Here is an 18182-nt window from a genome sequence, read left to right as displayed (position 1 = left end):
GTTGGCGTTCTCAATCTCGAAGAGGGAAAAACTGCGCCGCATCAGACAGCGAGTGCAATAAGGTGGTGTCTTCTGGTGAACCTACCCACACAGCCATGGCGCTGAAGTTGTCCTGTTGACCCCCCTGCGGTTGGCTGTTTTTGATAATTTGTTGCATCAGGGTCAGCCACTCTTCTGGCGTATTCACCATATGCAATGATTGCTGCATTTGTTCCAGCGTCACGCCATGCCAGAAACCATCCGTACACAGCAAAAAGGCATCCCCATCCTCAATAGGCACCACATCGCTGTAACTGGCATCCCGCTGTTCATCGCCCATGCCTAATGCAAAATAGAGCAGGTTACTGTTAATGCCTTCTGTCTGGTGCCCGGCATCTTTCATTTGCTGAATCAGGCTGTGGTCTGTGGTCACGTGGTAGAGATAGCCCCGACGAAACAGGTAAAGCCGACTGTCGCCTGCATGCGCCCAGTAGGCCAGTTCATAGTCTCTGTCGATAAACAAACTCACCAGCGTGGTGCCCATCCGGCTGTGCTGACTGTTTGCCTTTTGCTGTTGCCGAATGGCGCCATTGGCATAATTCACGTAATCGCGAATGGTTTGCGCATCGAGATGCGCATTGCCATCAAAGGCTTCCATCAGGCTACTGCGTGCAATTTTTGCTGCAACGTCACCGCCGGGAAACCCTGCCACACCATCACACACCACAAAGCAAGCCGAACGCTCGCCGATGCTCTCACCGGTTTGATCCTGATTGCTGGCGCGGTCGCCCTGATTCGACGTGGAAGCAGTAGAGATATTCATGCGTCATCCGTGTGGGTTTGTGAGTCTTTATACTGATTTACTTCCATGTCGTACGCGTGCAAGAAGGCTTCGCCAAACAAGGTATGGAAGTCATCTTCAATTTCACCGGCAGTTTCGCCATAGCGCTGGATAAAATGCTCCCACAGCGCGGCTTTACGGCTGCCGGGTAGTCCAATGCGCGATACGGAACCGTTTTGACGCGCTTCTTCTTCGAGCTGATCGGGGTTAAAGGACTGCAGCATGGAAGCAATAATGGCGCGAATACCGGCAATCATCCCTAACTGGTGCGCCTGGAGGTCAATCAGTGCGTCACGCACGGCCTGGCGTGGCGGCATAAAACCTGGCATACGGCTGCCAAACATCTGCATCAATACGGTTTTACCTGACGGCAGCAGCTTAAACGGGTTGTTAGCATCATCCAGGATCACGGTCATGTCGGCTTTTACACCGCGTTTTAAAATCGACCGGGAAGACAGCAGTGCCACCGTTCCCTGCGAGAACATGCTGAGCATCTGGCCGAACTGCCGCATCTGCTCACGATCGAACTGCGGTGTCGGTTGCAGATCCTGCAGGCCCATACCTTCCAGCAGTGCATCCAGCAACTCGCCCTTTAAGGCATCACCGCTACTGGCATTGCCACTCTGCTCGGTCCCACCGCTGTTATTGTGCGAGGCAACCGGATCGATGCGCAGCCGCCCTTTTGGCGTGGGCGAAGGCGTGCGTTGCACCGCCTGCGGTGTTGGCAAGGTAATGCCGCCGTAATCAATCGGGCTTTGCGCTCCTTCAGGCTGGGCAGGCTGCGGTTGAGGATCGAAAGCGGGATCGTGAGTGACCTGCGTTTCAGTGTGATCAAACAGCGGTGAACTGCTTAAATCAGCCAACTCAACCGGTGCAGTATCCAGGATATCAGGCATCGGCTGGTGATGAGGTTTCTGCTGTAATGGCGCCGCTTGATGGGGCTCTTTCTGCTGCAAGGGTGCAGACTGATGGTTTTCTTTCGGCTGCGATGGCGCAGCCACAGGTTGCGAAACCGGCATATCTGGCTGAGCCAGCGGCACGGCACCGCTCATCATTAACCCCAGCGGATCGTCATGATGACGCGGGTCCGGCGTGGTCTGGCTGCCAAACAGATTTAACGGGTCCACGTCTGTGGAGGTTTCCTCTATTTTGGGCTGCCCTTGCGCATTTTGTTTTGCCGACAAGGTGCTGGGCGTGCGGTCATCAAAAATGCTTTCCTGAGCAAACAGTGCATCCTCTTCATCAAACAGGCTGCTTGTCTTAGGTTGCTGACCGATATCCAGCGGTTTATCGCTCATTAACTGAGCCAGCGGATCTTCGGGATTACGGTTTGCTGCTGTAGAGGTTAACGGATTTGCCTCCGGCATTTCTTGCGCAGCACTTTTACGTTTCGATAAATCATCAGAAATTGAAAACTCTTTGGCAAGGCTGTCCCAGATCTCGCTGGGAATGGCAGCCGTGCTGGCAGCCGGCGCCTGTACAGGGACCGCATTGGGTACGGGCTGCTGCTTAGGTGCGGCTGCAGCGGTCAACGGAGGCTGCTGCGATTGCTGCTCGCCATTAAGATCGTTAACCAGCAGACGATAGTCGTCGATGCCGAGAATATCTCCGTCCTGCAACTCCACCTGACGTCCACGTTCAAGCGGGATGTCATTCAGCAGCACGCGCGTAACGTTACCGCGGTTGGTCAGGCGACATTCACCCTCTGCAGTAATATGCACGATAGCCTGCAGGCGAGAAATAGTGCGATCGTCGTCGGGCAATATCAGATTATTATCCACGCCTCGACCAATAGTGCCGCCTGGAGGAAGAAAATCGAAACTGATTTGCGGCGGTTCATGGCCGGGTTTAGCGGTTATTATCGTAAAGCGCATCACGGATTCCTGCGGTTAGCTGTTCGACATCTATATCGCGCGTCTCTCGGGGAGAAAGGCGGGATATAGAGGCGTAGTCAATGGTACGGAAGATAAACGCAACCCTAATGTTGCAGATAGCCACCCCGTGAAAATTAATCGTAGGGCATTTCTGATAATTCTTTCGTGCGTAACTCATCAAGCCTGGCGACGCACTCGTTATTAAATACGGTGTGCGCATAACTTCTGCATAAGATGAAGTTAAAAAAAGCAGATAAATGAAAGCTACATTCCGAATATTTTACCTCAAACTTCATTACAATTTTTCACTTTTCAAATGGGAGTCAATATTAAACCCTGTCATCTCATGCTCTTTTTTAAATCTTGCCGTGACATTATTTAAGAAAAGGCTCTTTGATAAGCAAAACATTCAATCATGAGACATTAAGATTCTTACTTTAAAAACCAGCAATAAAAATGAAAAGGATGTGGCTCTGCAATACACCCTTTTCATTTATGAATAAATCCTTTTAGCCTTAATGTCATCATGATTGCATGATGTGAGAGTAAAGAAATGATTAATACTTTATTTTGAGGCTTCAACCAGTTCAGAAACCCGACTCTGCATTTTTTCAGAGAGACACGACGCGTCACCGCCACATTCATTGCGCTTTTTGATCCAGTTACTTTGCGCAGAACGAAGCGTGGCGAGCTTGTCTTTGACATCAACATCAATACTTTTTATTTGTTTTACAGCGATGCTATAGGCTTGTGCAACACTCTTATCCCAGCCGGAAAGCTCAACGTTGCTACAAATAGCCTTCTCTGTATCTGATGAGGCTTTCGCACAGTCGAATGAGGGTGCTGGTTTAGGATTAGAGGGCAGTTTTTTTAACAACAAATAAGTTTGTGAATTCCAGTTGGTAAGAAGTTCATTATTGTTTTTCTCAATAATCCAGTTACCAACTTTTTCACCTGAAGGGCCAAACATGCCTGATTTACAGGTGACTTCATAAGCACTTACTGGATCTTTAGCCGATAAAGGTAATCCGTAATCACTTGCAAGATTATTGTTCGACTTTTCATCCTCACCTGCAGTAAGATTAAGCAACTGACCTGCCGTAACAGATTCTTTTTTATTATAAGAAGGTGAATCACACCCCTTCGCCACCAGAATTGATCCAGAAATACCTTTTTTGTCGAAATTTATGATTCGGCCAACTAGATTTGGATCATCACTAATAATATCAGGTCGTGAGGCGTTATTACTGTTCACATAGACGTTTTTAACAACCCACTGCCCATTTGTATCGCTTTCTATATTTCCGTTGGCGTGGCAAGACGTCATAACCACTAAACCACCTAAAAGGGTAGATACAAGCAAACCTTTATTATTGTTCATACGTCATAAATCCCTTCTAGATAAAGTTTAACTTCAGAGTTACGTCTGTTAACCAGACCTTTAAAGACTTTACCACCGCTATAGATTATTTTTTTAATCATCGCCATTGCATCACCAACATTTCCGTTGTTAATGTCATTGGTCACTTTATTTAAAACACCGCCAGAGTTGTATGCAAACGAAACCAGTGCATCAAACTCATATTGTGTTAAGGGGACTGTAATCCTGTTTTTTATTAATGTTTCATAATGTGGAACAGTCAATCTCAACAAATCAGTTTCTTGCTGCCTTGATAAATCTATAAGATTTTTGTTTTGCACAGCAAAATCGGACGCGTCTTTATGACTTTTAGTTGCTCCCTCAGCCGCTTTAGCAGCAGAAGTTGCATCAATGCCGATAGAAATAAGTTTTTGCTTTATCTCACTTTGTGTTCTTTCAAGCATGTCGTAGCCAGCACCTAAAGTCACACCGCTTTTACCTCCAGGCCAATGCAAGTGATTACTGACGCCGCGCAAAGACTCTAATTTAAAAAGTGCCTGAATCCCACTTTCCGACAGTTTCATTCCGCTAACATACTGCCGTCCCTGAACACCTTTTAACGGAGGCGGAGGAACGGGAGCTACAACTCTTTTTCCTAGTGCTTCCCAGGTTTTTCTTCCAACAATGCCGTCTGCATATAATTTATTATCAGTTTGGAATTTTTTTACGGCTAACTCTGTATTTTTACCAAAAACCTTATCTATTGAGACTTTATAATTTTTCTCTCCAAGCATTTTTTGTAAAACTGCAACAGCATCACCTCGATCGCCTAAGCGTAAGAGCGTCATATCAAAATTCCTTTTGCATGCAATTGAGTTTATTTAAAAAAGCAGCCCCTTTCAGGGCTGCCATATCATTACGCTTCTTTATTCTCTTTGATATTCCAGCCAGCGCTGCTTTCTGCGCCTTTGCCACCGGAAGAGCTCTGCTCCCAGTACTGCTGTTTCACTTTCGCAGCCTGGAATGCATAGGTCACGCCCAGGGTATCGTCGTGCTCAGAGCCCACGAACTGTACGTTGGTGACCAGCACGTCTTCCAGGGTGATGCGGGTATACTCGATTTGCGTACCGCCAGCCTTGCAAACTGAAACTTCAACCTTAGTGACGTGCTTACCACTGGCACAGTTTTTCAACAGCGCAGTGACAGCCTTGTCGATTTTGGCATTAATGTGCAGGTCGTTGAAGTTTACTTTACCAGCACCGCCGCCGCCGCCCACGCTCATATTACCCGGCTGATTAGCGCCCCAGGAGAAAGAGGTAATATCAATCCAGCCGGTATGGTTTGAATCTTTAGATTCACCAGTAATACCGTCTACCTTCAAATACATATCAATAGCCATAATATTTACTCTTCGTTATGGAAAAAGTTGTCGCTTTCGAAAAAGCATCTATATGGCAAAGAGAAAAGCATGGGGCTGAATAAAACAGTCCATATTTTACTTTTGCCTCGACTCGGGAGGTTGCTACAGGCTCTCCGAAGTATCCCACCACAATTAACCGCTATAGCAGGAGATTTTTTTGCTGTATTCGTATTTCAAATTAATGTCATTGTGCAAAAAGCCACGACAATTATGGGGCAACCCGATTATGTTGCGCACTTTGTTTCAAGAAAATTACTCTGCTGGAACAAAGTCAAAAAAAAACGATTAAAGAAGACCAAATAATTTTCAGCTTGCCAAAGTCGACGTTTTTATATTTTAAACACAGGTCGATCATTATACTGATAAATCTATGATGAAAGCTTCCAGCCATTCGCCAAAGACATCACTTTAGGAAAAGGTTTATTCCGCTTCATCAGCATAATCAAAGTATGAGGGACGACATACATCAGCCATTGTTTTATATACGGCATGTTTTCATGCTTTAGTGCATTTGCTCGCAAGAAGCACGCTCCGAAGAGCGTGCTTAGCGTTTCAACGATTAGTTTTCGTTCGACTTCAGCGAAGGCAGTTTCGATACCAGACGCAGCGAAACGGTTAACCCTTCCAACTGGTAATGCGGACGCAGGAAGAATTTCGCGGCGTAATAACCTGGATTGTCTTCCTGCTCTTCCACATTCACCTCTGCAGCAGCCAGCGGCTTACGAGACTTGGTTTCCTGAGAAGAGTTAGCCGGGTCACCATCGACATAGTTCATCACCCAGTCGTTCAACCAGCGTTCCATTTCGTCGCGCTCGCGGAAGGAACCAATCTTGTCGCGCACAATACACTTCAGATAGTGAGCGAAACGGCAGCAGGCGAACAGATAAGGCAGCCGCGCTGCCAGACGCGCATTGGCGGTGGCGTCAGCATCGTGGTACTCCGCAGGCTTTTGCAGCGACTGGGCGCCGATAAAGGCGGCAAAGTCAGAGTTTTTGCGGTGAACTAACGGCATAAAGCCATTCTTCGCGAGCTCGGCTTCGCGGCGATCGCTGATGGCGATTTCCGTTGGGCATTTCATGTCTACGCCGCCGTCATCGCTTGGGAACGTGTGGCAAGGCAGATCTTCAACCGCCCCACCCGACTCCACGCCGCGAATGGATGTACACCAGCCGTATTCTTTGAACGAACGGTTGATGTTGGCCGCCATGGCATAAGCCGCGTTGGTCCAGCTGTAGTTGCTGTGGTCGGAACCGTCGGTCTGCTCTTCAAAATCAAAGCTGTCCACGGGGTTGGTGCGAATACCGTAAGGCAGACGAGAAAGGAAGCGCGGCATCACCAGGCCCAGATAGCGCGCGTCTTCAGACTCGCGCAGGCTGCGCCAGGCAGCATATTCGGTATTCTGGAAGATTTTGGTCAGATCGCGTGGATTCGCCAGTTCCTGCCAGGATTCCATCTGCATTACGCTTGGGGCTGTCCCGGTGATAAACGGACAGTGTGCTGCAGCACCGATACGCGCCATTTCGCCCAGCAGCTCGACGTCCTGCGGGCTGTGATCGAAATAGTAGTCGCCCACCAGGCAGCCAAAAGGTTCACCACCAAACTGGCCATATTCCTGTTCGTAGATTTTCTTGAACAGCGGGCTCTGATCCCAGCCCACGCCTTTATAGCGTTTCAGGGTGCGGCTCAGCTCCTGCTTGGAGATGCTCATAAAGCGAATCTTGAGCATCTCATCAGTTTCGGTGTTATTCACCAGATAGCTCAGACCACGCCAGGCGCTTTCCAGCTTCTGAAACTCTTCGTGATGAATAATCTGGTTAACCTGCTGAGACAGCTTTTCGTCAATCTCAGCGATCAGTGCCTGAATGGTGCGGTAGGCATCGCTGGACATGGTCACGGTGTTTTCCAGCGCCTGCTGCGCCAGCGTTTTCACCGCGCTTTCTACAGCTTCGCGTGCCTGGTCGCTTTTAGGACGGAATTCTTTGTTCAGTAACGCGCTGAACTCATCCTGACTAAAGCTGGCGCCGCCCTGCGATTGTGGTTGTTGAGAAGTCTGGTTCATTACTGCTCCTCCTTACCTTCAGGGGCATCCGTTTGCTTAGGCACGTGTGACAGCGCCTGCAGCAGTGTCGGATCCTGTAAAATCTTGCCGATCAGCTCTTCGGCGCCGTTTTTGCCGTCCATATAGGTCAGCAGGTTGGAGAGCTGGGTACGTGCTTCAAGCAGGCTGTTTAGTGGATCGACTTTGCGGGCAATGGCATCGGGAGAAAAATCGTCCATGCTTTCGAAGGTCAGATCGATGTTCAGTTTGCCGTCACCGTTCAACGTATTGTCTACCTGGAATGCCGCACGTGGCTTCATGGCTTTCATACGCTCATCGAAATTGTCGATGTCGATTTCCATGAATTTACGGTCGTCAACGCTGGCCTGCGGCTCCAGCGGTTTACCGGCTAAATCGGCCAAAACACCCATGATGAATGGCAGCTGAATTTTACGTTCTGCGCCATAGACTTCCACGTCATATTCAATCTGAACGCGTGGCGCGCGATTGCGGGCGATAAATTTCTGCCCACTGGACTTCATTGTTGGCATGGTTCTCTCCATAAATAATGCGCGGGTATAGGCTCGCAGGAGGCGCGCAGGTCTCGCTGCGTAAAGGCTTGACTGTTAGCTTAGTCGCGGCGTCCAAAAATGTTTTCTAACTGATGCACACCATCGGGCGCGAGATCGCGAATGATGTCCATAAAATCGAGTTCGATAAGGCGCTGTACCCGGTCAATCATCAGCGGTGCCGGGTGGCTCGGCTCATGCTGACTAAAGTACTGTTTGACTTTTTCCAGCATAAGTTGGGCTTCTGCCCGCGAATTCAGTTGGGCACTGCGCCAGTCGGTAGCCGCACGTGGTGCAGCGACGCTGGGCTGCTGCTCAGTTGCGGGTGCGGATTGCATCGCCGCCGCCAGGGAGTGTAACGATTCCATATCCGTGGCCTGACAGCGCTCATTCAGCATTGCCATGCTGCGTTGCAGCTGGCTCATATCCGGCAAGGCCGTTTCATCCAGCTTTTCAATCACGATGCGGCGAATATTTTGCAAACGCTCGGCAATGTTTTGAATCGCTGCGATGCCCGGTTGTTCCCCTCGTGCCAGTTCGTCATTCAGACGCGGCAGTCCACCCGGATAATCTGGTACCTCTGTTTTACTGCCGTCACACAGCGCCGAAGCATCACGCAGCGTAATACCGTCGGACGCATAGCGCATGAGCCATGACTGACGAACGGCGGCCGTGAGTGCCGACTGGTCGCCCAGCACAGCCAGCGCGTTGATGCGGTAAAACGGGTCGTGCTCACCGTCTTCTTCAAGGCGAGGCCAGAGCGGTTCCCAGAACTGCAACATCGCCTGTTCAATCAGTTGCAGGCCCTGTGCATAGCCCGGTAACCCTTTCAGGCGCGTCCAGGCATGTGTCAGGGTCAGCATGACACGCAGGTCTTTGCTGCGGCTCATCAGTTCCAGCGCGAGCTTTTCAACTTTGTTCCAGTCCGCTGGCTCAGCCGGAATAATGGTGTTACCGAACTGCTGTTCGGCTTTTCCCACGCTGGCCTGCTCCATCGCCTGAAAGTCCGCGTCGTACTCCAGGTTTTCACCGCACGGATTATCGTGGCTTACCGGTATCAGCAACGTGTCAATATCAATACTCATCCGCTTCGCCTCAGGATTCAAACATCGGGGGATAAAGTCCGTTTCGTCCCGGCTTCGCACCGCCTGCCGGATCAAACAACAGGGAAAATAACTGCGCGGTTAAGTTTCCACTGTGGACATGGGTATAAAGCGGAAAACCGTCGCTCTGATTCGTCCACCAGAAACTGGTCTGGAACTGCGGATCAAAGCTTTGGGACGGCAGATGCCAGCTCAGTGTTGAATCCTGTTCACCGTTGCCGATCACCGCCAGAATATCTGATGACGCCTCATCCTGCTGAGGCTGCGGCAGTGGAATGCTCAACAGCGCCTGATCGAACTGTTCGGGCGTACCGCCATCCTGAACCGCCCGCAATAAGGTATTTCCCATCTGGTGATACCAGTCGCCTGAACGCGTCAGCAACAAAGGCATCCACTCCGCTGGGGTAAAATAACGGAGGGCACAGAGGGGATAATGGCGACCCACGCTGTCGCGTGCGGCCGTCAGACAGCCCATTTGAATCAGTTGCGTGCCCAACATCGGTGGTACCACAAAATTCCACACCGGGGCTTTAAGAAAAGCCCGAGAAGGCGCATTTTCGCCTTCAGCACTGGTCTTCCAGTGGTGCAATCCCACCTGAAACCAGTTAGACCACTGGCGCTGCAAGGTATCGGGAAAGCGTCGTTTAACAAAATCACCCGAACTAGGCAGTTTGCCGTACCAGCCAGGTGCTGCGTAATGGGTCATAGTCAGGTCCTGTTTCAGGGACAGCTAAATGCGGGTAGCTGGAAAGGATTACGAATGCTGCCTGGCGTGAATGACAGCGTCACATTATGGCCGTCCACACTAAAGCTGGCTTCGCGAGTCAGTCCACCTACCGACGTCACCCGTGCGCGATCAAAGAAGCGATTAAGCGCCCATGGGCCGCTGGTGGTCAGGGTTGAGGTCGTGCCGTTCGTTAGCCCCAGTTGCATGCGCACCTGACTGGTTCCACCTGGTCCGGGCCAACTGACTAACTGCACTGCCTGTGGTCCATGACTGTAGCGCAAAATCTGTCCATCGACATCCAGCGTCATATTCAGGATATCGTTATCCATCTTCACCGTCCGTAACGTGACGCGGAAGGATGGCGTAGTGGCCCCATTGGCAAAGAAGGCGTCGCGAATCGACTGCGCCTGCTGGAAAGGACGCAGCAAGGCTTCGCCACCTGGCAAGGTTTTGCCATCAATGCCGGGCGTGAAGCGCCATGCCGCGCGCGTGGTGTCCACTTTGCTGGCCAGATTATCGCGGAAGAAGCTGTCCATCAGTCCGGTTCCCGGCGCAAACATGCGCGCCAGGTCATCAGGCGTGACTTCGCTGCGTGCATTCCGGACCAGCGGGTAACGGCCTGCTATCGCCTGACGGCAGAAGCTGCCGACTTCCATGGTGATGCGCTTGCGAACGTTATCCATGTCGCGACGCTGTGCATCGCTGCTGGCGCCCACTGCCATGCCTGACACCATATTTTGCAGTGAACCGGGCAAACGTCCGGCGCTGGCCTGCAAACGGCTAATGGCATCACTCGCCGGCGGTGGCATACCGCTATTCGCGGCATCCTGCACGGCGGTGAGATAGCGATAGAGATCGTCGATCTGCTTAAGAAAATCATCAACGGCCAGGACCTTACTGCCCTGCTGTAACGGCTGTGCCAGCTCAATGACAGGTGCAAAGTGCGCGGTCACCGCCTGCTCAGGCGTTTGCTGCACCACCGCCTGCTCGCCGTTTGCGCGCGGCGAGGTAAACAGTGCCTGCAGCGTTCGTGTGGCGCTGTTATCCGATGACGCGGCCGTATCTTTGGCATTCTTGTCTTCAGGCTGCGCCCGGGTGAGCGTGAGCTGTTTGCTCAGGTTAATCACTAACTGCCGCAGCGGCGAATGATTCCCTGACAGCAGGCGCGCCGTATTAATACGTTGGGTCAAATCGGCGCTGCTGTTGAGTTGAATATCGCTGAGAAACTGCTCCCACTGGCGGATGTAATCCTGAATATAGAGCTGGCGCACCGCAAGGTCGGTTTGTTTGCTGTCTTCATGGGCCGTCTCTGCACCCAGCACCCAGATATCGTCTTTGTAGAGCGCATCCGTGACTGGCGCGATCTGTTTATCCACATGGTTCCAGTAGCCGTCTGGCGTAAAGAGCCCGGAAACACCTTCATTGACAGACTTACCGCTTTTACGGGAAAACACCAGTTCACTTTGCGGTCCACCCAGCGCGGACAAGGTAACCGGTGACATTGAGCCATCGCGTTCCAGCAGGCGTTTCAGGCGTCCGTAAACGCGCTGTGACAGCGGCATCTGACTAATCAGCGCCTGCTCGCGCTTTACCAGCGCATCATCCTTCGCATAGGGCGAGGACTGAATCTGCGTTTCCAGTAGCTGTTGCAGATGCCACGCCAGCTGTTTCACCTCTGCCTGAGTCACGTCCTGCGGCAATTCACGCGAGATGTTTAACATCATCCACGCCTGAAGAAACTTACCGTCATAGTGTTTTGGCTGGTACAGCATCTGATAAGCCTTGAGCGCCTCATAGCTGTAGTCAGCGTCACTTCCCGTATCATTGCGTAACCAGCGGGTGATATTCTGCGCAACCTGCGGCATCAGCAGCTGTTTCAGCGCCCTTTCGTACAAGGCCTGGGTCGCATCACTGACTTCCGTTCCGCGATATAGCCCCATCCGGCGCGTGAGCGGCGGATGCTCCAGAGAAAAGGAGGCGCTTTCAGGCAGGTGCAGCAGCGTATTGAGGTAAGGCACCAGTGCAAAGAGGTTGCCGTTCACCTCTTTTTGTAACTTGTCACCGAGCTGCTCAACCTGGGGGCTTTTCGCCGCCATCTCCTGCAGGTAGGTTTTGTTTTTGTTATAGCTCACCAGCCACAGTGCACCGGCAATGAGTACGATAACCAGTAACGCCAGATAACCCGACCACAGGCCCACGCGGTTACGTAGCTCCCACCAGCGGTTACTGCCGGCCAGACCGGACTCCTGGAAGATGACATTTTCCAGCACGCCCTTAAGAAAAAAGCTCTGACCTTTGTTTTGAGGGATCGGCGCGTCTTTATCCACTTTGTCCCAACTGCCCGACTCACTCTGCTGCTGGCCTGGCAGATGCAGGGCGCGCGTCAGTTCACCCATTACGCGGTCAAAGGGTAAGCCTTCCTGCGTACCGCTGGCAAAGTAGATGCCGCGCGGAGCGAACTGCGTTTCGAAATCGGAACGCGCAAACAGAATGTCCAGCGCCTCAGCCAACTGAGGGCGCAATGCCGCAAACTCCTGTGGAAACAGGTAGCTTTCGGCACGTGCCTGGGCATCACTTTCCGCCAGCAGCACATCGGCAAGTCCGGCATCCAGGCGCTGCTGCAGCAGCGAATATTCCTGCTGAAACTGGCTGCTGAGTTCAAATTCAGCCGTTGATGCTTTGGCCCACGGAAAGGTAAAGCCCCAAATCTGCTCGCGCTGTGCCTTATCCAGGCTGGCAAAATAGCTGCGGAACCCCTTTAACAGGTCGGTTTTGGTGACCAGGACATACACCGGAAAGCGAATACCGAGCCGATCGTGTAACTCCATCAGACGCTGGCGCAGCGCCACGGCCTGATTGCGCATGGCCTCGGGCGACTGTGATAACAGGTCTGCCACGCTCAAGGTGACGATGACGCCGTTAACCGGCTGACGGCCACGGTATTTACGCAGGAGATCGAGAAACTGATGCCATTCGCCGGCATCGCGCTCCTGCTGGCTCTCCTGCGTGGTATAGCGCCCCGCCGTATCCAGCAGCACGGCTTCGTTAGTAAACCACCAGTCACAGTTACGCGTCCCGCCGATCCCACGTAGCGCAGCCTTACCGAACTTGTCCGCCAGTGGGAACTGCAAGCCAGAATTCACCAGAGCGGTGGTTTTACCGGCACCTGGCGCGCCGATGATCATGTACCAAGGCAGTTGATAGAGATATTGATGACTGAAGCGCTGCGCCCAGAAAGGCGCACCTTTGCTGCTCTGCCGCTGGAAGTGTGCTTTTTTCAGCATCTCAGTCGCTTCAGAGAAGCGGCTGGCCAGCACCTGATCTTCACTGGTCAGTCGCTTGCGGTCTTCTTCCGGCGTATCCGATTTGCTGGTTTCCAGGCTGGACATCAGCTTACGGTTGAGCCAGTAGTTATAGACACGCGGAATCGCCTGGCTCAGGCCCCAGACAACATAGAGCAGCGCAATACTGATTACGCGGTTCTGTTCTGACTCCAACGGACGGGAGTCCACAATCGAGAACACCGGGCCAATGACCCAGATAATAAACGAAAGTGCGGTGATACCGACAAAGCCCCAGGCCAGACGGCTGGTCAGTACCGCAAATAGTACATTCAGCATGGATTAGTTCCCTCTCGCCAGGCCGTTAACTTCAGCTTGCGTCGTATCAGGTGCAACCTGCAGCGTAATTTCAACACGACGATTACGCGCGCGATTTTCTGCACTGGTATTCGGCACCAACGGATGCGTTTCACCCCGCCCTTCCGCTTTAACGCGTGATGGTTTTGCCAGCTGTTTTTGTAACAGCGTCTGAACAGACTGGGCACGGGCCAGAGACAGCTCATAGTTGGAGGCAAATCGGGCACTGCGAATCGGTACGTTATCGCTGTAGCCCACCACCAGGATTTTCCCGCTGACGTTATTCATGGCTTCAGCTACACGCTGGATAACGGCATCATAACGTCCGCGAACCTCTGTCGAACCGGATGCGAACAAGCCATCGCCTTTCAGCGTCACCACACTTTGATCTGCCTCATCGCGCACGGCCACCAGGCCTTCGTCGATTTCAGGTTTCAGGAATGACTTCAGGTTCAGTGACGGCGGCGGCGGCGGTGCCGGATTACGAATCTGCACTTCTGGCAGCGTCGTTTGGTAGATTTTGGCCAGCACGGGCGAGGTGTAATCCCCCAGACGCCAGTTCAGCACGATATAGAACAGGCAGGCAGCCAGGCCCGCCAGAGCCGCACAGGCCCACAGCGGAATCATGGGGCGCCAGAGTTTACGCAGAACCGGCTGATCGGTCGGATGCGGCGACAAGGCGGCGGCAAAGCTGCCCCTGACGCTCCTGATCATCTGCAACAGACGCTGTTTAATCGTATCCAGTTGCGAGCGTCCATTATCCAGAACCCGATAGCGCCCTTCAAAACCAAGCAGTAAGCAGAAATAGATCAGCTCCAGTAACAGGATGTGCTGACGCGGGTTTTGCGACAGTTTCGCCAGCAGTTGGAAGAATTTCTCCCCGCCCCAGGTTTCGTTGTGGAAGGTGACCAGTAAGCCATTACTGGTCCACACGCCACGGCTTCCCCAGGGCGTCAGTGCTGCGGCTTCATCAAGCGCCGTACACAGACAATAGCGCGCGCCAACGATCACCTCATAGCTCAGTCCGGACTGCTGGCAGGCCAGCTCGAAACGGCGGATCTGGTCAATAAGCTGTTGACGTAAACGTGCGGGATCGTCATGGGAGACGGAGTGACGAATCTGTGGAATCGCGTTAATCAGCGGATTCGCTGCAGCCACCAAACTATTCTGGTGGCTAAGATCCTGCTGAAAAGCATCACTGTTCGGTTTATTTTGTTCCTGCATCATGCCTGCTCAGTTTGAATTATTCTGACTGACTGCGAATGGCCCAGAACTCCATGTTCAGGCCCGGAAACTCACCGGCAAGGTGCAGCGCGAAGGCACCCGATCGCTCCATCTCCTGCCATAGCTCGCTGTTCTTATCCAGCTCAAAATAGCTGTATCCTGCGTGCCATGGGATCTGCGGTGGCGCACCCGGCATGGCTTTCAGGGCAAGGCCCGGTAGCTGCAGTTGGACGAGATCGCGAATTTTGGTGACGGGGGCGACTTTCATCTGCGCCGGAAAATGCGTTTTCAGCGCGTCGGCCGGGACGTTTGCTTTTACGGCCAGCACAAAACCGAATTCACGCACCATGCTGTTATCCGGCACGGTCGCCACGTTCAGGCCGTGTGAGCGTTGCGTCAGCGGCAACTGAATGGCGCTCTCTTCCATCACCTGCGACAGGCCCTGACGGAGTAATAGCGTCAGGCGGGAGAAGCAACCCTGCAGGTCGTCGTGGTCATAGAGAGGGAAAGCATCCGGCGTGCGCGCCTCTGTCCACGTTGCCAGCTCAGCAGCCAGCTGCAGCCAGTGGCTGTAGAGGGTTTCGGGATGTAATAGCGGCAGATGCTGCAGATGCGCATGAAGGCCCAACTGGCGGTTAAGCAACGCCAGCAGCATAAAATCAACCATATCCGCGCTGTTAAAGCGGCCCGTTCCGGGTGCGCGCTGGCTCAGCTGCTGGCTACGTTGTTGAATCATGCCGTGCAGGTCGGTCATCATGCTCTGAAGCGGACGACTGCCAGCAAGGGTTAACGTGGGAGGGATATAATCATTGTCTAAACGGATATGGTTGTCGCTGCGCTTTTCAACTATCTGAGCAACGCCCATCGCCGTCCATTCCGCCGTGAGATCCTGCTCCAGCATCAAGCGGAGGCGTAGCTTGCCAAACTGAACGGTGGCCGTTCCGACAGCCTGCGCATTGTCATCTTCAACTTCCGCTTCCCAGGCCAGATAGCGAGCCAGCGAATCAGGCGCGTCCTGAAACGTCACCGCCTCGCGACCATTGCGGCGAGCGGGAATGGCCAAAACCACTTTGGCGCGGTCGGTATTGCTGGGAACGTCCAGCGGCGCAGGGCCGTGTTGTGGCTGACTGAAGGCAAAAAACGTTCCATCCGGCAGGCATCCACTGGCGGCGCTCAGTGCCAGTTTACCCTGCCGCAACAGCGCTTCATCAAATTCGAGATCGAAAAATCCCCAAACATAAGGGCGTTGCGACTGGCCCCATTCACGCAGCGAGCTTTGCAGAAAGTTTTCTGCCTGCTGGAAATGGTGAGGACGTAAAAACATCCCTTCCGCCCAAACAACCTTTTCGGCTCTGTTCATAATCATCCTTTGAAGACGGTTTTATTGCTTAACGGGACGCATGCCGGCATCGTCAACGATAATGTTGGCGTTTAACTCACCATCATTGCTTTTCCAGAACTGCCAGAACGAGCTGCTGTCACTGTCTGGGAAAGGCAGCGCAAGTCGCCACACCTTGCCATCCAGCTTTTGATATTCCGCCATGATGCCGATAAAGCGCGCGTCGGGGAGGCTTTTGGCACTCAGCGTTTTACTGAGCTGACCGGACATCAGGAAAAACTGCTGATTGTTGAGCAGCGTATTTCCCAGTGCGGTAGCGGGTTGATTCTGCAGAGTGAAGAAGTCGGCGGACATAAATTCTGCATCAGACGTCAGCAACATCACCCGGACTTTGAGAGGTGCGCCCGAATTGATGGAAGGATGAGCCTGAAAGTGCAGGTTGTATCGCGCAATATCAGGCTTACTGCTACTGCATGCCGTTAGCAGAAGCAGCAGGAAGGGCCAGATCCATTTTGCCAGGCCAACGCGAAAGTAAGTTTGTGCCATTTCTGTCCCTCCCTGCCCCTGACTTAGTTGATGATCCAGGTACCGTTATTCTTGTTCTGGCACGCCTGGCTGTTTCCATCTACAGAAACACAGGTTTTTTTCTTGGCGGCGGCACGCGCACGACGTTTCGGCTGATCGGCTTTAACGGTCTGATCGTACAAATCGCTTTTCACCACAGCGCGGAAAGGCACATAACCAACAACTTTTATCGCGCTGGTTGTGGCCTGAGCCGGTGCCGCTTTGCTGTCAGTGGCTTTGGCATCGCTGGCTGCTGGTGGCGCTTCAGCCTGCGCTTCTTCACCTAATGCCAGCCAGTTATTTTCAACCTGACCCACAACGGTGTAGGTTTCACCTGTTTTCAGGGTTTCGACGACTTTGCCGCCGAAGTCCGGACGCGTCATCACCGATGCAGGATATAAAGCGCGATAGGATTCATTTAATGCGGAGAACTGCGCCGGCGCAGCAACGGCATGACGATGGATCAGGGTTGTGCCATCAACGGTGCTGCTCACCATTGTGTCATCAGTCATTTTTGGCGGTGTTTTACAGCCTGCAACAGCAAAGACAAACATCAGGCTTAATGCAATTCGAAAGTTCACCATTTTCTTCATATTTAGTTCCATTAATACCCAAACAAGTGGCCATTGGCCGGTGTTAAGCAAACCCTGTTGCAGAACGAGCGATGCTGGCTGCCATCTGGAGCCAATACACTGATTAACAACACAATTTGCCTGAATGAGATGAGGTAGTGAGTTTAAAATTTTCTATTCGATGAGAGTGAGCAGGTGTGAAACTGCCCATGAAACCTGATGACCGGAACAAGACGGCTGAATTCGCGGTTAAACATTCAGCAAACTGACAAATTCCTAAACGCAAACGTCATTAAGGCAGCCTGGTTAAGCGTTGCGCAAAAACGATTCATAAAGCTGAATCGTTAAGTTTAATAAGGCTGATTAATCGTTATAAGTGTGGGGAGAATGGCAACATCCTGCTTAAATTCCAGTCGATCTCACACAAATAGCAATAAATCAATGGCTTACAAATTAAACTGCAACACCATAGCTACCGCACGAGCCTCAACATCCTGCTCGCCTGTGTAAAGTTCTTTTCCATTTCTTAACATCTTACACAGCTTTACATAATGCCTTAAAAAATTCAACACAGCCCCGAGCGAGCTTAAATAGTAAAAATATTAATGTATAGTATTATCTCAAACTTCAGGCACTTGTTAACCAAATGCTATCGAGGCGATAAAAAACCCCGATTTAGCCCTGCCAGCCGCTTCGTTTAGATAATTAAACATTAGTAGTACGAATATTTAATCATGGTAAAAAGGGATAAAACGGCCAGCGAAGCGCCCTGAAGCTGATTTTCTTAAGTCTGAGATCGTAATTAAGTCAAATTTTTAGAAAACACGAAGCGTGTCATTTATTAAAAAACCAATAAATACAAAAAGTTAAATATTTTAAGTATTGCTAAATTAAGAATTATCTTAAGTAATATATCGGGGAGCAGTGTTGGTTT

The 18182-nt window shown here is 51.8% G+C and carries 15 protein-coding genes; 1 reads left to right on the top strand and 14 read right to left on the bottom strand.

The genetic code is table 11. The features are described 5' to 3' along the window. Positions 1–10: 10 nt before the first annotated feature. The 5 genes from PAGR_RS08570 to PAGR_RS08550 all read right to left on the bottom strand — a co-directional run bounded on the left by PAGR_RS08570 (position 11) and on the right by PAGR_RS08550 (position 5453). Positions 11–802 carry a PP2C family protein-serine/threonine phosphatase gene (locus PAGR_RS08570; RefSeq protein ID WP_013026239.1) on the bottom strand — a complete coding sequence of 264 codons (792 nt, stop codon included), beginning with the start codon at positions 800–802 and terminating at the stop codon, positions 11–13. Further along, positions 799–2694 (bottom strand): type VI secretion system-associated FHA domain protein TagH, encoded by a 1896-nt coding sequence (tagH, locus tag PAGR_RS08565; protein WP_014605524.1) that lies wholly within the window; start codon positions 2692–2694, stop codon positions 799–801. The genes PAGR_RS08570 and tagH overlap by 4 nt, the downstream gene beginning before the upstream one ends. A gap of 565 nt (positions 2695–3259) precedes the next feature. Further along, positions 3260–4075 (bottom strand): lysozyme inhibitor LprI family protein, encoded by an 816-nt coding sequence (locus PAGR_RS23035; RefSeq protein ID WP_014605523.1) that lies wholly within the window; start codon positions 4073–4075, stop codon positions 3260–3262. Next, entirely contained in the window at positions 4072–4902 is an 831-nt protein-coding gene (locus tag PAGR_RS08555; protein WP_014605522.1) for a glycoside hydrolase family protein, read from the bottom strand. Before PAGR_RS08555 ends, PAGR_RS23035 begins: the two co-directional genes overlap by 4 nt. 68 nt (positions 4903–4970) lie before the next feature. After that, entirely contained in the window at positions 4971–5453 is a 483-nt protein-coding gene (locus PAGR_RS08550) for an Hcp family type VI secretion system effector (RefSeq protein ID WP_013026243.1), read from the bottom strand. Positions 5454–5522: 69 nt separating this feature from the next. Between PAGR_RS08550 and PAGR_RS23880 the strand changes: the two genes are divergently transcribed. Continuing rightward, positions 5523–5777: a hypothetical protein gene (locus PAGR_RS23880; protein WP_155676327.1), complete on the top strand. Its 255-nt coding sequence runs from the start codon at positions 5523–5525 to the stop codon at positions 5775–5777. 256 nt (positions 5778–6033) lie between these two features. Here the strand turns inward: PAGR_RS23880 and tssC are convergent, their stop codons facing one another. The 9 genes from tssC to PAGR_RS08505 all read right to left on the bottom strand — a co-directional run bounded on the left by tssC (position 6034) and on the right by PAGR_RS08505 (position 17281). Continuing rightward, a complete protein-coding gene (tssC, locus tag PAGR_RS08545) occupies positions 6034–7533 on the bottom strand; it encodes a type VI secretion system contractile sheath large subunit (RefSeq protein ID WP_013026244.1) in 1500 nt (499 codons plus the stop codon). Then, positions 7533–8063: a type VI secretion system contractile sheath small subunit gene (gene tssB, locus PAGR_RS08540; protein WP_014605521.1), complete on the bottom strand. Its 531-nt coding sequence runs from the start codon at positions 8061–8063 to the stop codon at positions 7533–7535. The genes tssC and tssB overlap by 1 nt, the downstream gene beginning before the upstream one ends. A gap of 80 nt (positions 8064–8143) precedes the next feature. Continuing rightward, entirely contained in the window at positions 8144–9166 is a 1023-nt protein-coding gene (tssA, locus tag PAGR_RS08535) for a type VI secretion system protein TssA (protein WP_014593987.1), read from the bottom strand. Between the two features lie 10 nt (positions 9167–9176). After that, a complete protein-coding gene (tagF, locus tag PAGR_RS08530) occupies positions 9177–9890 on the bottom strand; it encodes a type VI secretion system-associated protein TagF (RefSeq protein ID WP_013026247.1) in 714 nt (237 codons plus the stop codon). Positions 9891–9904: 14 nt separating this feature from the next. Then, positions 9905–13531: a type VI secretion system membrane subunit TssM gene (gene tssM / locus PAGR_RS08525; protein WP_013026248.1), complete on the bottom strand. Its 3627-nt coding sequence runs from the start codon at positions 13529–13531 to the stop codon at positions 9905–9907. Between the two features lie 3 nt (positions 13532–13534). Beyond that, complete coding sequence (locus PAGR_RS08520) at positions 13535–14776, bottom strand: DotU family type VI secretion system protein (RefSeq protein ID WP_013026249.1); 1242 nt, start codon at positions 14774–14776, stop codon at positions 13535–13537. Between the two features lie 16 nt (positions 14777–14792). Beyond that, entirely contained in the window at positions 14793–16133 is a 1341-nt protein-coding gene (gene tssK, locus PAGR_RS08515) for a type VI secretion system baseplate subunit TssK (protein ID WP_014605520.1), read from the bottom strand. Positions 16134–16154: 21 nt separating this feature from the next. Then, positions 16155–16658: a type VI secretion system lipoprotein TssJ gene (tssJ, locus tag PAGR_RS08510; RefSeq protein ID WP_013026251.1), complete on the bottom strand. Its 504-nt coding sequence runs from the start codon at positions 16656–16658 to the stop codon at positions 16155–16157. A gap of 23 nt (positions 16659–16681) precedes the next feature. Beyond that, on the bottom strand, positions 16682–17281 hold the full coding sequence (locus PAGR_RS08505; RefSeq protein ID WP_014593989.1) for a hypothetical protein: 600 nt from the start codon (positions 17279–17281) through the stop codon (positions 16682–16684). Positions 17282–18182 lie beyond the last annotated feature (901 nt).

This window comes from Pantoea ananatis PA13, assembly GCF_000233595.1.
In the GTDB taxonomy this organism is placed as follows: Bacteria; Pseudomonadota; Gammaproteobacteria; order Enterobacterales; family Enterobacteriaceae; genus Pantoea; species Pantoea ananatis.
The sequence above is the reverse complement of the archived record's forward strand: the minus strand, read 5'-3'. Positions and strand labels throughout refer to the sequence as shown.

What these genes read in the sequence shown, in the direction of transcription:
- PAGR_RS08570 (WP_013026239.1), bottom strand. Translation starts at nt 802, where the DNA reads ATGAATATCTCTACTGCTTCCACGTCGAATCAGGGCGACCGCGCCAGC.
- tagH (WP_014605524.1), bottom strand. Translation starts at nt 2,694, where the DNA reads ATGCGCTTTACGATAATAACCGCTAAACCCGGCCATGAACCGCCGCAA.
- PAGR_RS23035 (WP_014605523.1), bottom strand. Translation starts at nt 4,075, where the DNA reads ATGAACAATAATAAAGGTTTGCTTGTATCTACCCTTTTAGGTGGTTTA.
- PAGR_RS08555 (WP_014605522.1), bottom strand. Translation starts at nt 4,902, where the DNA reads ATGACGCTCTTACGCTTAGGCGATCGAGGTGATGCTGTTGCAGTTTTA.
- PAGR_RS08550 (WP_013026243.1), bottom strand. Translation starts at nt 5,453, where the DNA reads ATGGCTATTGATATGTATTTGAAGGTAGACGGTATTACTGGTGAATCT.
- PAGR_RS23880 (WP_155676327.1), top strand. Translation starts at nt 5,523, where the DNA reads ATGGGGCTGAATAAAACAGTCCATATTTTACTTTTGCCTCGACTCGGG.
- tssC (WP_013026244.1), bottom strand. Translation starts at nt 7,533, where the DNA reads ATGAACCAGACTTCTCAACAACCACAATCGCAGGGCGGCGCCAGCTTT.
- tssB (WP_014605521.1), bottom strand. Translation starts at nt 8,063, where the DNA reads ATGCCAACAATGAAGTCCAGTGGGCAGAAATTTATCGCCCGCAATCGC.
- tssA (WP_014593987.1), bottom strand. Translation starts at nt 9,166, where the DNA reads ATGAGTATTGATATTGACACGTTGCTGATACCGGTAAGCCACGATAAT.
- tagF (WP_013026247.1), bottom strand. Translation starts at nt 9,890, where the DNA reads ATGACCCATTACGCAGCACCTGGCTGGTACGGCAAACTGCCTAGTTCG.
- tssM (WP_013026248.1), bottom strand. Translation starts at nt 13,531, where the DNA reads ATGCTGAATGTACTATTTGCGGTACTGACCAGCCGTCTGGCCTGGGGC.
- PAGR_RS08520 (WP_013026249.1), bottom strand. Translation starts at nt 14,776, where the DNA reads ATGATGCAGGAACAAAATAAACCGAACAGTGATGCTTTTCAGCAGGAT.
- tssK (WP_014605520.1), bottom strand. Translation starts at nt 16,133, where the DNA reads ATGAACAGAGCCGAAAAGGTTGTTTGGGCGGAAGGGATGTTTTTACGT.
- tssJ (WP_013026251.1), bottom strand. Translation starts at nt 16,658, where the DNA reads ATGGCACAAACTTACTTTCGCGTTGGCCTGGCAAAATGGATCTGGCCC.
- PAGR_RS08505 (WP_014593989.1), bottom strand. Translation starts at nt 17,281, where the DNA reads ATGGAACTAAATATGAAGAAAATGGTGAACTTTCGAATTGCATTAAGC.